A 12,686-nucleotide genomic window follows, 5' to 3' on the forward strand; every position below is an offset into this window, starting at 1 on the left:
ATGCCTAGCCCGAAACCGTCTGGCGCAGTTCGGATTGCGCTTCGCTCGCGGTGTCGTAGACCCGCACCACCGCCTCATCGCCGGGCTGCAGGTAGGTCGACTCCCCCAGCGGCGTGTACCTGGTGGCACCGATCCCGATCAGCACTTTCGTCGGATGACCGCTGGCGACCATCAGTGCGCCGACGTCCTCCAACGGTGTCCCCGGCGCCCCCTTCTGGTTGGCGAGCCGGTCGACCACCCAGTCCAGCAGCACCTCGCCGTAGTACGAGTAGCCCAGCAGCGGGCTGTCGACCCCGTACTCGTGTTCCTGGCCGTCGGCGGTGCGCAGGTGGCACAACAGCCGCAACGTGGCGGTGGGGCCGTCGGGTGTGAGATCGCTGATGTCGAAGAACTGCGGTGCAACGCCTTTCGACGCCGGGCCCCAATTCTTCTTGTGGCTGATCTTCGGCGCGTTCGGCCGCCGGATCGAGCAGTCGTTGAACGCCCCGAGCGCCACCGGTTGCAACGACGCCACGGTGTCACCGGCCCACGCGACCTCGCACACCAACCCGACCTCCGGCTCGATCTGCAGGTTGAGCGGGGTGTCACTTCGCGGCAACTTGATGGCGTCGTGCGACAGGGGGAACTCACCGAGGAAGGTGTCGTGACCCGGTGCGTACCAGGGGAAGATGCCCTTGGGTGCGCCTCCCTCAGAGGTGACGTTGACGAAGTCGTCGGCCTCGCCGGCCTGTTCCAGGTGCCCCGCGAAGTTGCCCGCGACACCGAATCCGAACCACGTCTTCAGTTCGTCGAGCTCGAGGTCGATCATTTTTTCCTCCCGGGTTCGAGGACCGACGTTCCGACGTAGGGCACCAGCGCCTCCGGAACCCGCACGCTGCCGTCGGCCTGCTGATGGTTCTCCAGGATCGCCACCAGCCAGCGGGTGGTGGCCAGCGTGCCGTTGAGCGTAGCGGCGGTCTGCGGTCGGCCGTTCTCGTCGCGGTAGCGCACCGAGAGCCGGCGAGCCTGGAACGTCGTGCAGTTCGACGTCGAGGTCAGCTCCCGGTAGGTCTGCTGGGTCGGCACCCACGCCTCACAGTCGAACTTGCGCGCCGCCGAAGAGCCGAGGTCACCGGCGGCGATGTCGATGACCCGGTAGGGAACCTCGATGTGGGCCAGCATCTGGCGCTGCCACCCGAGCAACCGCTCGTGCTCGGCCTCGGCGTCCTCGGGTCGGCAGTAGACGAAGCCCTCGACCTTGTCGAACTGGTGCACGCGGATGATGCCCCGGGTGTCCTTACCGTAACTGCCCGCCTCCCGCCGGAAGCAGGACGACCAACCGGCATACCGCTTGGGCCCGTCGGCCAGGTCGATGATCTCGTCGGCGTGGAATCCGGCCAACGGCACCTCGGAGGTGCCGACGAGGTACATGTCGTCCTCGGCGAGGTGGTAGATCTCCTCTGCGTGGGCGCCGAGGAACCCGGTGCCCGCCATGATCTCCGGCCGTACCAGCACCGGCGGGATCATCAGCGTGAAACCGTTGTCGACGGCCACCCGTACCGCGAGCTGGAACAGGCCGAGCTGGAGCAACGCCCCGGCGCCGGTGAGGAAGTAGAAGCGGGAACCGGCCACCTTCGCGCCGCGTTCCATGTCGATCAGCCCCAGCGACTCCCCCAACTCGAGGTGATCCTTCGGATCGTCGATCGCCGGTGGCACGCCCACGGTCTCGAGCACCCGGAAATCGTCCTCGCCGCCGGCGGGGACACCGTCGATGATGACGTTGGAGATCGCCATGTGCGCGGCGGTGAAGCGGTTCTCCGCCTCGGTCTGGGCGGCCTCGGCGGCCTTGACCTTCTCCGCGAACTCCTTGGCCGAGGCCAGCAGTCCGGGACGCTCGTCGGGCGCGGCCTTGCCCACCAGCTTGCTGGCGGCCTTCTGCTCGGCGCGCAGGTTGTCGGCGGTCGAGATGGCCGCGCGCCTCGCGGCGTCCGCCTCGGCGAGCGCGTCGACGAGCGCAGGGTCCTCGCCCCGGGCCTGTTGTGATGCCCGGACCGCCTCGGGATCTTCGCGTAGCACCTTCAGGTCGATCACGGGCAAAACCCTACGGGGTCGCGGCAACGACCGGCACAACCACATAACGTTACAACTGCATCAGTTGCCCCCGCACCTGACACGCCTGTCACAATGGAGCGGATGGCCCAGGCACCCGAACACGCAGAGGGAAGCTCGACGCCCACCAAACAGGCTTGGTGGCGCAGCTTCCAGGCTGAGTCGACCCGTCGCGCCCTGCTGCTCACCGCGCTCGGCGGCCTGCTGATCGCCGGGGTGATCACTGCTCTGCCCCAGTCGGACCGGAGCGGCAACCTGACCGCGAACTCGATCTCGCTGGGTCCCCGCGGCAACGACACCTTCGACCACGCCAAGAGCGGGGACTGCCTGAACTGGCCCGATCGCACCCCCGATGCAGCCGAGATCGTCGACTGCAGCACCGAGCACCGGTTCGAGGTGGCCGAGTCGGTGGACATGCGCACCTTCCCGGGCAGTGAGTACGGGCCCGACGCCGCACCTCCGTCGGCCGCCCGGATCCAGCAGATCAGCCAGGAGCAGTGCTCGGCCGCCGTGAAGCGTTATCTGGGCGCGCGTTTCGACCCGCACAGCCGCTTCACTATCAGCATGCTGTGGTCCGGAGACAAGGCGTGGCGGCAGTCGGGTGAGCGCAGGATGCTGTGTGGTCTGCAGCTGCCCGGCCCCAACAACCAGCAGCTGACTTTCACCGGCAGGGTCGCCGAGATCGACCAGTCGAAGGTCTGGGCCGCAGGCACCTGCCTGGGCATCGACCCGACCACCAATCAGCCCACCGACATCCCCGTCGACTGTGCTGCGCCGCACGCGATGGAGGTGACCGGTTCGGTCAACCTCGCCGAGCGGTTCCCGGACGGGCTTCCCCCCGAGCCGGAGCAGGACGCGTTCATCAAGGACGCCTGCACCAAGCTGACGGATGCCTACCTGGAGCCGATCGAGCTGCGGAACACCACGCTGACGTTGATCTACAGCACCATTTCGCTGCCGAGTTGGGCGGCGGGCAGCCATCAGGTGTCGTGCAGTATCGGCGCCACCCTGGGCAATGGCGGCTGGTCGACGCTGCTGAACAGCGCCAAGGGACCGTTGATGATCAACGGCCAGCCCCCGGTCCCGCCGCCGGACATCCCCGAGGAGCGGCTGAACCTGCCGCCGATCCCGATGCCCGACATCCCCGCAGGCAGTTCGGCGGGAGCGACCGGGTCCAGCGGGTCCAGCAGCTCGACTTACGAAGAGAGCCAGAGCGACCAGACCCAGCACATGCCGCAGATCGCGACCGAAACCGCACCCGCGCCGGCCGAGTCGGCCCCACCGGCGGACGCACCGGGAACGGGCAACACGTTCCTCAACGGTCCACCGCCACCGCCACCCGCCCCGCCCGGCGCACCTGCGCCACCACCGCCGGGTGCTCCCGCGCCACCACCGCCGGGCGCTCCCGCGCCACCTCCCCCACCGGGCGCGCCGGCCGCGCCGCTGCCGCCCGCGCCGCCACCCCCGGGGATCTAGCCCGTGACCGTGCGGATGACCCCGCAACGGTTCGACGAGTTGGTCGGTGACGCCCTCGACCTCGTTCCGCCCGACCTCGCCTCGGCGATCGACAACGTGGTGATCCTGGTCGCCGACCGGAACCCCGAGGAACCAGAGCTGCTCGGCCTCTACGAAGGCGTCGCGCTCACCGAACGTGACTCGTGGTACAGCGGTTCGCTGCCCGACACCATCACGATCTATCGCGAGGCACTGCTGGACATCTGCCGAAGCGACGCCGAGGTGGTCGACGAGGTGGCGATCACGGTGATCCACGAGATCGCGCATCACTTCGGCATCGACGACGACCGGCTGCACGAGCTGGGCTGGGCGTGATCAGCACTGCTGATCCGCAGCGCGCGGCAACCCGACTTCGTCGGCCCGCAGTGCTATGAACGGGTCATGACCAGTGAATGCCGCGACTGCCGGGCAGGCCTGGAGCACTGCCACGGGGCACTGATCCACCACGCCTACCTGCGTGCGGAATGCACCGAGGTCGACTGTCACCTGCCCGATGGTGCACACGTCATGCACCTGGACTGCGCCGCTGTCGGTTGCGCGTGCGACGAAGCCGTCTCGGGTGCGGTGTCAGCCCATCGGTTCGGCTGACCGCGAGGCGTCCTCGACGGTCGTCACCGCGGCGGCACCCGACTCGAACGGCGGGGTCAGCAGACCCCACTGCACGCAGTTCCAGCGGCCCTCGGCGGCCGGGGCCAGCACGACCGACTCGGTGTTGGCCAGATGGTGATCGAGGGCGAACTGACTGTCGATGCCCGCCAGCACCGCCGCGACGAACCGGATCGCTGCGCCGTGGCTGACCACCACGATGTCGCCCGGGAACGTGTGGTCCTCGAGATAGCTGTTCCTGAGTTGTTCGACGACGGGCAGGTAGCGGTCGAGTACCTGTTGCGCCGTCTCGCCGCCAGGAAGGGCGAGCGCGTGCTCTCCGGCGTGCCAGCGGCGGTAGACGGCGTTGAACTCGTCGTGGGCGTCGGCATCGCTGCGGTTCTCCAGTTCGCCGACCTGGACTTCGTGGATGCCCTCGAACTCGTGCATGCCGGCTGCGAGCGCCCTTCCGCCTCCCGCGCTGAGCCCTGTGGAGATCACTTCGGAGATCACTGTGGATATCTCGGAGGCGGTCTGCACGGCGCGGGTGGCGATCGAGTGGGCGATCATCGCCGGCGGCCGGGGCAGCCCACGGGCGAAGGATCGGGCCTGCTCGCGGCCGAGGTCGGTCAGTTCGGCACCCGGCGGCCGGGTGTCGAGGCGCCGGTCCACATTGCCGTGTGTCTGCCCGTGCCTCACCAGCACCAGCCGGCCACTCATGGTCTGCCCTCCCGCAGCCCGTCCAGCCAGGCCACCGCCTCGGCCATCTGCGGCGGGGCCGCGCCCACCGGCTCCCCGGTCGGCCACGACCCCAGGTAACGCACATCGGCGCAGCGCCGGTGCAACGCGCGCAGCGCCTCGGCCACGGAGCTGTCGTCCAGGTGACCTACGAAGTCGAGGAAGAAGATGTAGGTGCCGAGCTCGGTACGGGTGGGTCGGGACTCGATCCGGGTGAGGTCGATGTCGCGGATGGCCAGCTCGGTGAGGGCCGAGACCAGTGCTCCGGGCACGTTCTCCAGCCGCAACACCACCGACGTCCGGTCGGTGCCGGTGCATGCCGGCGGCGGGCCTGGCTGACCGACGAGGACGAACCTTGTGCGGGCGTTGCGTTCGTCGACCACTCCCGCCGCCAACGCCTGCAGCCCGTAGCGCTGGGTGGCCAGTGCGGTGCTCACCGCAGCGTCCGCCCGCCCGGCTGCGACGTCCTGGGCGGAGGCGGCGTTCGAATTGGCCGGTACGAGTTGGGCTTCCGGCAGGTGCTCGGCGAGCCAATGCCTGACCTGTGCGGCGGCGATAGGGAACGCCGCCACGGTCCGCACCTGCGAATCCGCGGTTCCGGGACGCACGGCGATGGTGAACGACACGTCCAGCGTCAGTTCCGCGAAGATCTGCAGCGGCGTTCCCTCGGCCAGGCTGTCCAGGGTCGGCAGCACCGATCCCTCGATCGAGTTCTCGATCGGGACGCATGCGAACTCGGCTTCGCCGGAACGGACGGCCGCCAGCGCCGCCGCGGTGCTGTCGGTGGTGATCGGGGTGACGGACTCCGGGCCACCGGGCGCACCGGCAGCTGCGGGTGGAATCAGCCCGTTCTTCGTGATGGCGCGCAGCGCGGCCTCGGTGAATGTCCCCTCGGGGCCGAGATACGCGATGCCAGGCACCGCTTCAGCGTATCGGGTCACCACGGTAACCCCATTCCGCTGCACGAAAGCCTTGCGCCGATCCGCGATCAATAGTTAAGTTAGGCTCACCTTACCAAGAAAGGTGGCGCAATGGCCTCTCCTGCACCGACCGCGGCCCCCACGACGGCTGAGCGGATCCGCAGCGCGTGCGCACGGGCCGGCGGCGCCATGCTGGCCGTCGAGGGCCTTGAGCCGGCCCCCACTCCCGTGCACCACTTGCTCGGTGACGGTTCGTTCGCGACGACCGTGCCGGTCGACTCGGCGCTCGCCGCGACGGCGGGATCGGCGGGGACCGCCGGAGTGCAGGCGGTGCTGGAGCTGACCGACTACGCACCGCTCCCGCTGCGGGAGCCGGTGCGTTCACTTGTCTGGATCCAGGGCAGACTGCGCGACGTCCCGATGAGCGACGTACCGGCACTACTCGACCTTGTCGCCGCCGCGGAACCCAATCCTGCACTGCTGCAGGTCAATTCCGGGATCGACAGTTCCGACTGCACCGCAGAGCCAGAAATCCGCTACGCGCTGCTGCGCCTGGAGATCGAATCGATCGTGGTGGCCGATTCCACCGGCGCCGAGTCCGTCCCGCTCAGCGCACTGCTCGGTGCCGACCCGGATCCGTTCTGCGCCATGGAGTCCTGCTGGCTGCAGCACATGGAGTCCGCACACCGCGACGTGGTCGAACGGCTCGCGAGCCGGCTGCCCCCCACACTGCGCCGGGGCCGGGTCCGTCCGTTGGGCCTGGACCGCTACGGCGTGCAGCTGCGGGTCGAAGGTGACGACGGCGACCACGATGTACGGCTGGCGTTCGCCAAACCCGTGGACGACGTCACCGGGCTGAGCCAGGCGATTCGAGTCCTGATGGGCTGCCCCTTCCTCAACGGGCTACGCGCGCGCGGCGTCTGAGCGGCCCGGGCCGCCGCGCCCGGCTACCGTGGCTGCGGTGAGCGACCCCGACGACGAACCGACCGATGTGCAGCGGCGTGCGCTGCGTATCGAGATCGCCATCGTGCTGGCGGTCACGTTCGCCCTCAGCGCCTATACCGCGCTGCTGAGGCTGATCGAAGGCGTGCTGCTCGGCCTGTCGGGGCAGACGGTGGCCCTCAATCCGCGGCGCTCCTCCTTCGACCTCATCGACCTCGGGCTGAGCCTGGCCGGCCTGTTCCAGCTGCTGGCGTGGGGAGCGCTGGCGGTATACCTGCTGTGGCGCAGCGGCTACGGTCCCGCACGGTTCGGGTTGGGGCGCATCCGGTGGCGACCGGACGTCCTCGGCGGCATCGGACTGGCCACCCTCATCGGCGTCCCGGGACTGGCGCTCTATCAGATCGCCCGGATCCTCGGGGCCAACGCGTCGGTGGAACCTGCCGAGCTGAACGACACCTGGTGGCGCATCCCCATGCTGGTGTTGCTGTCCTTCGGCAACGGATGGGCCGAAGAAGTGGTCGTCGTCGGCTTCCTGCTCACCCGGCTGCGGCAGCTGCGGGTCAACCCGTGGGTGGCCCTGGTGATCTCGAGCCTGCTGCGCGGCGCATACCACCTGTACCAGGGGTTCGGCGCGGGCTTGGGGAACCTCGCGATGGGGCTGGTGTTCGGGTACGTCTGGCAGCGCACCGGCCGGCTGTGGCCGCTGATCATCGCGCACACGCTGATCGACGTCGCGGCTTTCGTCGGGTATTCGCTGCTCGCCGGTCACCTCGGCTGGCTGCAGTAGGACGTACATTTCTTGCTGTGACCGACAAGCGGCCGCCTTTCCCGGGGCCGACGCCACCGCCACCTCCCCCCTCGCGAGGGGCGCCGGGTCGCCGTGAGCCACCACCGGCGCTGCGGCGCGACCCCAACTACCGGCCTGCCTGGCCGCCCAATCCGGCGACCCCACCGCGCCGACCCCCACCCTCGCCGACTGGACGGAGACCGCCGCCGCCCCCAACCCGCCAGTCCCCGCCTCCCCCACCCAGCAAGTTCCCGCCTCCTCGGTCGTCCGGGCGAGCGGTGCCGCCACCCGCCGCCCCTGCACGTCCCAGCAGAAAACCCGGGCGGGTGCGACGCTGGCTGCGCGTCTTGGTGGCCTGCGTCGTGGTACTCGGCGCCGCGACGGTCGGGGCCGGGATCTGGGTGCAGACGTCACTGACCCGCATCGCCGCCCTGACCGACTATCCGGAACGGCCGGCCCAGGGCGCGGGCACCACCTGGCTACTCGTCGGCTCGGACAGCCGTGCCGGCCTGACCCCCGAACAGCAGGCCGAACTGGCCACCGGCGGGGACCTGGACTTCTCCGGCTCCGCGCGTACCGACACGATCCTGTTGGTGCATCTGCCCGGCCTCGGCTCCTCGACCCCGGCGACCATGGTGTCGATACCCCGCGATTCGTACGTGCCGATTCCGGGCTACGGCTCCGACAAGGTCAATGCGGCGTTCACCCTGGGCGGACCCGCGCTACTGACCCAGACCGTCGAGCAAGCCACCGGACTGCGCATCGACCACTACGCCGAGATCGGTTTCGGCGGGTTCGCCGGTCTGGTCGACGCCGTCGGCGGCGTCACGATGTGCCCGGCCGAGCCGATCAGCGACCCGCTGGCCGGCATCGAGCTCCCCGCCGGATGTCAGGAACTCGACGGCCGCTCGGCGCTCGGGTTCGTCCGCACCCGCGCGACACCACGCGCCGACCTGGACCGGATGGCCAATCAGCGTCAGTTCATGTCCGCACTCGTCGACCGCGCCACCAGCCCAGCCGTGCTGCTGAACCCCCTGCGCTGGTACCCGATGGCACGCGCGGCGGTCGACACCGTCACCGTCGACGACGGCGACAACCTCTGGGATCTGATCCGGCTGGCGTGGGCGTTGCACGGGGACCCGTCCTCGATCACCACCATCACCGTGCCGATCGGCGAGTTCGCCGACAACGGCTCCGGCTCGATCGTGGTGTGGAACAGCGAGGCCGCACAGCGACTGTTCTCCGCCCTGGCGTCGGACGCGGCAATTCCGCAGGACGTGCTCGACGCGGCAAACCCTTGAGCCCGGCAAACCATTAGGCCTGGCAAACTTATCGACGCGCTGTAACTTTCGTCACAACGGCGGTTCAGACTAAGGATATGCTGGCCTGCGTTAGGTCCGCCTTCGCTGACAATAGCGTCTGACCTGCTATATCTTGAGGCCATGCTCAACACGGAATCTTCTGACGCGACCGAAACCAAGTTCCACGGCTTGCTCGACGAACAGGTCCGCAGCGAACTCGGCGCATCGCAGCAGTACCTGGCCATCGCGGTGTACTTCGACGGTGCCGACCTACCGCAGTTGGCCAACCTCTTCTACCGGCAGTCGGTCGAAGAGCGCAATCACGCGATGATGCTGGTGCAGTACTTCATCGATCGCGGCGTGCCCGTGGAGATCCCGGCGATCGAGCCCGTCCGCAATGCGTTCGAGACACCGCGCGACGCGCTCGGTCTGGCGCTCGACCTGGAGCGGGCGGTCACCGAGCAGTTCAGCCGGTTGGCAGGCACGGCCCGCGACGAAGGTGACTATCTGGGCGAGCAGTTCGTCCAGTGGTTCCTCAAGGAACAGGTCGAGGAGGTCGCGCTGATGACGACGCTCGTGCGCATCGCCGAACGTGCCGGCGCCGACCTGTTTCACCTCGAGGACTTCGTCGCCCGCGAGATCGCCACGTCCACGGGTGATCCCGCTGCCCCCAAGGCTGCGGGCGGCGCTCTCTAGTCCCGACCGGCACCGGTCAGGCCATCCTGCAGCCACGCCTTCGTGCGGCCCGGATGATTGGTCGCGATCCAGGCCACACCGATGTCGCGGCAGTACTGCACGTCCTCGTAATGATCCACGGTCCAGCAGTAGAGGGCGCGTCCCTGGGCGGCCGCCCGGTCCACCAACTCCGGATGGTCGCGCAGTGTCGCGATCGACGGCCCGACCGCCGTGGCCCCGACCGTGGTGGCCGCGCCACCCCCCAGGTAGCGCGACGTCTCCCCGAGCAGGACCGTCGGCAGCATCGGCGCGGCACGCCGGACCCGCCACACGGCTGCGGCCGAGAACGACATCACCACGGCCCGTGACAGCGCCGCCGACGCCGGAGACGCGATCCCGTACCGATGCAGCAGCGCCAGCACCTTGCTCTCGACCAGCGCGCCGTAGCGCACCGGGTGCTTCGTCTCGATGAACATCTTGACCGGCCGGTTCCAGTCGAGCACCAGGGTGACCAGATCCTCCAGTGTCAACAGCCCGGTGTCGCCGCGGCTGCCGTCGGCACGCCTGCTCGGATGCCACGCGCCGTAGTCCAGCTCGCGTAGTTCCGCCAGCGTCATCTCGCTGACCAGCCCCGTTCCGGTGGAAGTCCGGTCGAGGCTGCGGTCGTGCACACAGACCAGGTGGCCGTCCCTGGTCAGCCGCACATCACATTCGACACCGTCGGCGCCCTCCTCGAGAGCCAGCTGATAGGCGGCGAGGGTGTGCTCGGGACGGTCCGCCGAGGCGCCGCGGTGGGCCACCACGAACGGGTGACTGCCGAACGTCTCGCCGGAGCTCATATCGCTATGCTGCCGGGTTCTGCCCTTCGGGCTCAACCGCTGGGTCGCCTTTGTCCTTCTCCGGCGCGGCGTCCCGGTCCGCGGCGGGCTCGGGTTCGTCGGTCGCGACCATCACCCAACGCCTCGACGGCCGCTCCACGGGCTGCCGCTCGAAACCGAGGAGGACCTGGAGCGCCAGCAGCAGCGCCGCAAGTGCCAGCAGGTAGGCGACGATCGTGGTCACGGTGTTGTCGGCGATGCGTTGCGGGTCGGTGCTGAAGCTCGTGACGAAGGAGAAGATCGACACCACCGTGCTGAGCCCCCAGACGGCCCACCAGGCCACGATGGGCCGGCGCAGCCACCTCTGGCGCGACTCCACCTCGGCCAACTCGATGACGTAGACGGGCGCCCAGGCCAGGTTCACCACCGGGATCAGACAGCCCGCCCGCAGTGCCCACACCGATCGCGGCTCCTGGCGCCCCTGGTGGGCGAACGCAGCCGATCGTCTTGCTATCAGCCAGTTGGTCAGCAGCAGCGCGCTCGCGACGACCATGAACATCGCGACCACACTGACCGCGACACCACCCCAGGTGGCCGCGGCCGCAACCCATGGGTGGAGAAGCGTGGTGCGGTTGACGATCAGCAGGGCGTAGCGGACCAAGTGGACCAACGCCGCGGCGCCGAGCACCGCCATGGCCGCCACCAGGGTGACCCGCACCGCGGTCACCGACGGGCCGCCGCGCTGGGCTTGCTGCTCGGCGGGAGCGTCGAAGTGTTCCACCAGACCCCAGCGCGGAATGACCGGGTAACGCGGTGTCGGCCCGAGTTCGCGCCGCGCGCGACGCGGTGGGGGCGGCGTGCCGGGGCGCACCGCGACCCAGCGGTATCCCGACGGGAGCGCCGGTCCGGGAGGTCGGGCGGCGTTGCGGGCCGGCGCCTGGCCGGGTCCCCACTCCTGCGCACCGGAGGGGCCCGACGGTGCAAGCAGCGTGCCGTTGCAGCGTGGACACCAGACCCGCTGCCGGTCGCGTACGTTCCACCGCGTCCCGCACTGGGAACACACCTGGATCATCTGATCAGCCTAATGGGGCGGCCCGCTCACACCGTGCCCGCGCCGCCCCCGTCGCGCACCACGGGACGGCCGGCACCCGCCCAGGCCGACATCCCGCCGCTGACGTTGACCGGCTGGTAGCCGCGGTGTGCCAGATACTGTGCGACCCGCTGTGACCGGCCGCCGGAGTGGCAGATCACGTACAGCCGGGCCGCGGGGTCGACCTCGGCCATCCGCGCGGGGACGTCCCCCATCGGTATGTGCTGCGCGCCCGGCGCGTGGCCCTGCTGCCACTCGTCGTCTTCGCGTACGTCGAGCAGGACCACCCCGTCGCCGAAGGTCGCAGGCACGTCGCCGATTGCTGCCTGGGGCACCGCCGTGTCATCCATGACCACATGCTGGCACGACTGCGGGGCCGGGCACCACCTGCTCCACCCGGCAGCTATCTGAGAGCTATCCACAGTTTCCACAGGTCTATCCACAGGCCAGAAACACCATTCACCGTCCTGAGCGCCCCGGCGGGGCCGACCGACCCCTCTTGCTGTGGACAACCCACCGCCGCCACGCCCGAGCGATCAACAGGCCCGGCACCGCGCGAGCGAAATGGCTCGCACTGCTAAGTAATTGGGTCGTGGGGCGGCAGCCCGGTCCCGATTTCTCAACAGCGAACAAGAGAGGTTATGATCGACGTCACACAGTCGTTTTGTGTGACTGATCTCACTGGGGGAGGTACTTGCACGTGTTGGTGAGGAGCATCTGATGGCGTCGTCGTCGATGGACTCAGGGCCTGCCTTCCCACCGTCGGAGTGGCACGCCTCATCGCGTGTCTACAACCGCAGCCAGCTCATGGCATTCCTGCGGGCCGGGCTCATCGCTCTCGTGCTGCTGGGTTTCCTGGCCCTGATCGTCCTCTTCTGATCTTCCACACCACCCGGTAGGAACCAGCGGCCGGCACCCAGCCGAAATCGTGGGAATCAGCGGCGCCGGCGGCGTCCGGGTTGTCCGAGCGGGCTTCGAAGGTCACGCTATTCTGCCCGCGATACACCTCGCCGACACGTTTGACGAGCCACTGCGACGACTTCTCCGGATGGCGAAAGACACGCAACTGGCCGTGCCGCGGATCGCCGTCGCGCAGCGCCAGCAGTCCGTCACCGGGGCGCAGCGCCGGGCGCATCGAGTCCTCGACGACCACGAAACGCCGGATCGGCCAGCGTCGGGAATCAGGTCGCGGCCCATGGTTACGGCGCATCGCCTAAGGGTAAGTTA

At 69.1% G+C, this 12,686-nt stretch carries 15 protein-coding genes; 7 read left to right on the top strand and 8 right to left on the bottom strand.

Annotated elements, in window-relative coordinates; all coding sequences use genetic code 11:
- Positions 1 to 4 precede the first annotated feature (4 nt).
- Positions 5 to 808, bottom strand: coding sequence for a DUF5718 family protein (locus G6N53_RS02760; protein ID WP_163886897.1), 804 nt, complete (start codon positions 806 to 808; stop codon positions 5 to 7).
- Entirely contained in the window at positions 805 to 2,070 is a 1,266-nt protein-coding gene (gene serS / locus G6N53_RS02765; RefSeq protein WP_163886899.1) for a serine--tRNA ligase, read from the bottom strand. Before serS ends, G6N53_RS02760 begins: the two co-directional genes overlap by 4 nt.
- A 93-nt stretch (positions 2,071 to 2,163) precedes the next feature.
- Between serS and G6N53_RS02770 the strand changes: the two genes are divergently transcribed.
- The 3 genes from G6N53_RS02770 to G6N53_RS02780 all read left to right on the top strand — a co-directional run bounded on the left by G6N53_RS02770 (position 2,164) and on the right by G6N53_RS02780 (position 4,191).
- A complete protein-coding gene (locus G6N53_RS02770; protein ID WP_163886902.1) occupies positions 2,164 to 3,564 on the top strand; it encodes a septum formation family protein in 1,401 nt (466 codons plus the stop codon).
- A gap of 3 nt (positions 3,565 to 3,567) precedes the next feature.
- On the top strand, positions 3,568 to 3,918 hold the full coding sequence (locus G6N53_RS02775) for a metallopeptidase family protein (protein ID WP_163886904.1): 351 nt from the start codon (positions 3,568 to 3,570) through the stop codon (positions 3,916 to 3,918).
- 66 nt (positions 3,919 to 3,984) lie between these two features.
- Positions 3,985 to 4,191 (top strand): hypothetical protein, encoded by a 207-nt coding sequence (locus G6N53_RS02780; protein WP_163886907.1) that lies wholly within the window; start codon positions 3,985 to 3,987, stop codon positions 4,189 to 4,191.
- On the opposite strand, the gene G6N53_RS02785 is transcribed toward G6N53_RS02780, so the two are convergent.
- Both G6N53_RS02785 and pheA read right to left on the bottom strand, forming a co-directional pair.
- Positions 4,171 to 4,908, bottom strand: a complete 738-nt coding sequence (locus G6N53_RS02785) for a histidine phosphatase family protein (RefSeq protein ID WP_163886909.1) — start codon at positions 4,906 to 4,908, stop codon at positions 4,171 to 4,173. The genes G6N53_RS02780 and G6N53_RS02785 overlap by 21 nt on opposite strands.
- On the bottom strand, positions 4,905 to 5,846 hold the full coding sequence (gene pheA, locus G6N53_RS02790) for a prephenate dehydratase (protein WP_163886911.1): 942 nt from the start codon (positions 5,844 to 5,846) through the stop codon (positions 4,905 to 4,907). Before pheA ends, G6N53_RS02785 begins: the two co-directional genes overlap by 4 nt.
- A 111-nt stretch (positions 5,847 to 5,957) precedes the next feature.
- Here pheA and G6N53_RS02795 point away from each other — a divergent pair, with 111 nt between their 5' ends.
- The 4 genes from G6N53_RS02795 to G6N53_RS02810 all read left to right on the top strand — a co-directional run bounded on the left by G6N53_RS02795 (position 5,958) and on the right by G6N53_RS02810 (position 9,572).
- On the top strand, positions 5,958 to 6,770 hold the full coding sequence (locus tag G6N53_RS02795; RefSeq protein ID WP_163886922.1) for a DUF2470 domain-containing protein: 813 nt from the start codon (positions 5,958 to 5,960) through the stop codon (positions 6,768 to 6,770).
- 37 nt (positions 6,771 to 6,807) lie between these two features.
- Positions 6,808 to 7,575 carry a CPBP family intramembrane glutamic endopeptidase gene (locus tag G6N53_RS02800; protein WP_163886924.1) on the top strand — a complete coding sequence of 256 codons (768 nt, stop codon included), beginning with the start codon at positions 6,808 to 6,810 and terminating at the stop codon, positions 7,573 to 7,575.
- Between the two features lie 326 nt (positions 7,576 to 7,901).
- Positions 7,902 to 8,876: an LCP family protein gene (locus G6N53_RS02805; RefSeq protein WP_371870795.1), complete on the top strand. Its 975-nt coding sequence runs from the start codon at positions 7,902 to 7,904 to the stop codon at positions 8,874 to 8,876.
- 141 nt (positions 8,877 to 9,017) lie between these two features.
- The gene (locus tag G6N53_RS02810) at positions 9,018 to 9,572 is read left to right on the top strand and encodes a ferritin (protein WP_163886927.1); all 555 of its coding nucleotides are present in this window, start codon (positions 9,018 to 9,020) and stop codon (positions 9,570 to 9,572) included.
- Here G6N53_RS02810 and G6N53_RS02815 read toward each other — a convergent pair.
- The 4 genes from G6N53_RS02815 to G6N53_RS02830 all read right to left on the bottom strand — a co-directional run bounded on the left by G6N53_RS02815 (position 9,569) and on the right by G6N53_RS02830 (position 12,669).
- A complete protein-coding gene (locus G6N53_RS02815; RefSeq protein WP_163886928.1) occupies positions 9,569 to 10,390 on the bottom strand; it encodes a glycerophosphodiester phosphodiesterase in 822 nt (273 codons plus the stop codon). The two genes, G6N53_RS02810 and G6N53_RS02815, sit on opposite strands and share 4 nt — an antisense overlap.
- A 4-nt stretch (positions 10,391 to 10,394) precedes the next feature.
- Positions 10,395 to 11,441 carry a DUF4328 domain-containing protein gene (locus tag G6N53_RS02820; RefSeq protein WP_163886930.1) on the bottom strand — a complete coding sequence of 349 codons (1,047 nt, stop codon included), beginning with the start codon at positions 11,439 to 11,441 and terminating at the stop codon, positions 10,395 to 10,397.
- Positions 11,442 to 11,467: 26 nt separating this feature from the next.
- On the bottom strand, positions 11,468 to 11,809 hold the full coding sequence (locus tag G6N53_RS02825) for a rhodanese-like domain-containing protein (protein WP_163886932.1): 342 nt from the start codon (positions 11,807 to 11,809) through the stop codon (positions 11,468 to 11,470).
- 479 nt (positions 11,810 to 12,288) lie between these two features.
- The gene (locus tag G6N53_RS02830) at positions 12,289 to 12,669 is read right to left on the bottom strand and encodes a S24/S26 family peptidase (protein WP_308206987.1); all 381 of its coding nucleotides are present in this window, start codon (positions 12,667 to 12,669) and stop codon (positions 12,289 to 12,291) included.
- Positions 12,670 to 12,686 lie beyond the last annotated feature (17 nt).

The organism is Mycolicibacterium hippocampi (assembly GCF_010723735.1).
Classification (GTDB): domain Bacteria; phylum Actinomycetota; class Actinomycetes; order Mycobacteriales; family Mycobacteriaceae; genus Mycobacterium; species Mycobacterium hippocampi.

Coding starts and splice junctions, on each gene's coding strand:
- G6N53_RS02760 (WP_163886897.1), bottom strand. CDS start 808: ATGATCGACCTCGAGCTCGACGAACTGAAGACGTGGTTCGGATTCGGT.
- G6N53_RS02770 (WP_163886902.1), top strand. CDS start 2,164: ATGGAGCGGATGGCCCAGGCACCCGAACACGCAGAGGGAAGCTCGACG.
- G6N53_RS02780 (WP_163886907.1), top strand. CDS start 3,985: ATGACCAGTGAATGCCGCGACTGCCGGGCAGGCCTGGAGCACTGCCAC.
- G6N53_RS02785 (WP_163886909.1), bottom strand. CDS start 4,908: ATGAGTGGCCGGCTGGTGCTGGTGAGGCACGGGCAGACACACGGCAAT.
- G6N53_RS02795 (WP_163886922.1), top strand. CDS start 5,958: ATGGCCTCTCCTGCACCGACCGCGGCCCCCACGACGGCTGAGCGGATC.
- G6N53_RS02810 (WP_163886927.1), top strand. CDS start 9,018: ATGCTCAACACGGAATCTTCTGACGCGACCGAAACCAAGTTCCACGGC.
- G6N53_RS02815 (WP_163886928.1), bottom strand. CDS start 10,390: ATGAGCTCCGGCGAGACGTTCGGCAGTCACCCGTTCGTGGTGGCCCAC.
- G6N53_RS02820 (WP_163886930.1), bottom strand. CDS start 11,441: ATGATCCAGGTGTGTTCCCAGTGCGGGACGCGGTGGAACGTACGCGAC.
- G6N53_RS02825 (WP_163886932.1), bottom strand. CDS start 11,809: ATGGATGACACGGCGGTGCCCCAGGCAGCAATCGGCGACGTGCCTGCG.
- G6N53_RS02830 (WP_308206987.1), bottom strand. CDS start 12,669: ATGCGCCGTAACCATGGGCCGCGACCTGATTCCCGACGCTGGCCGATC.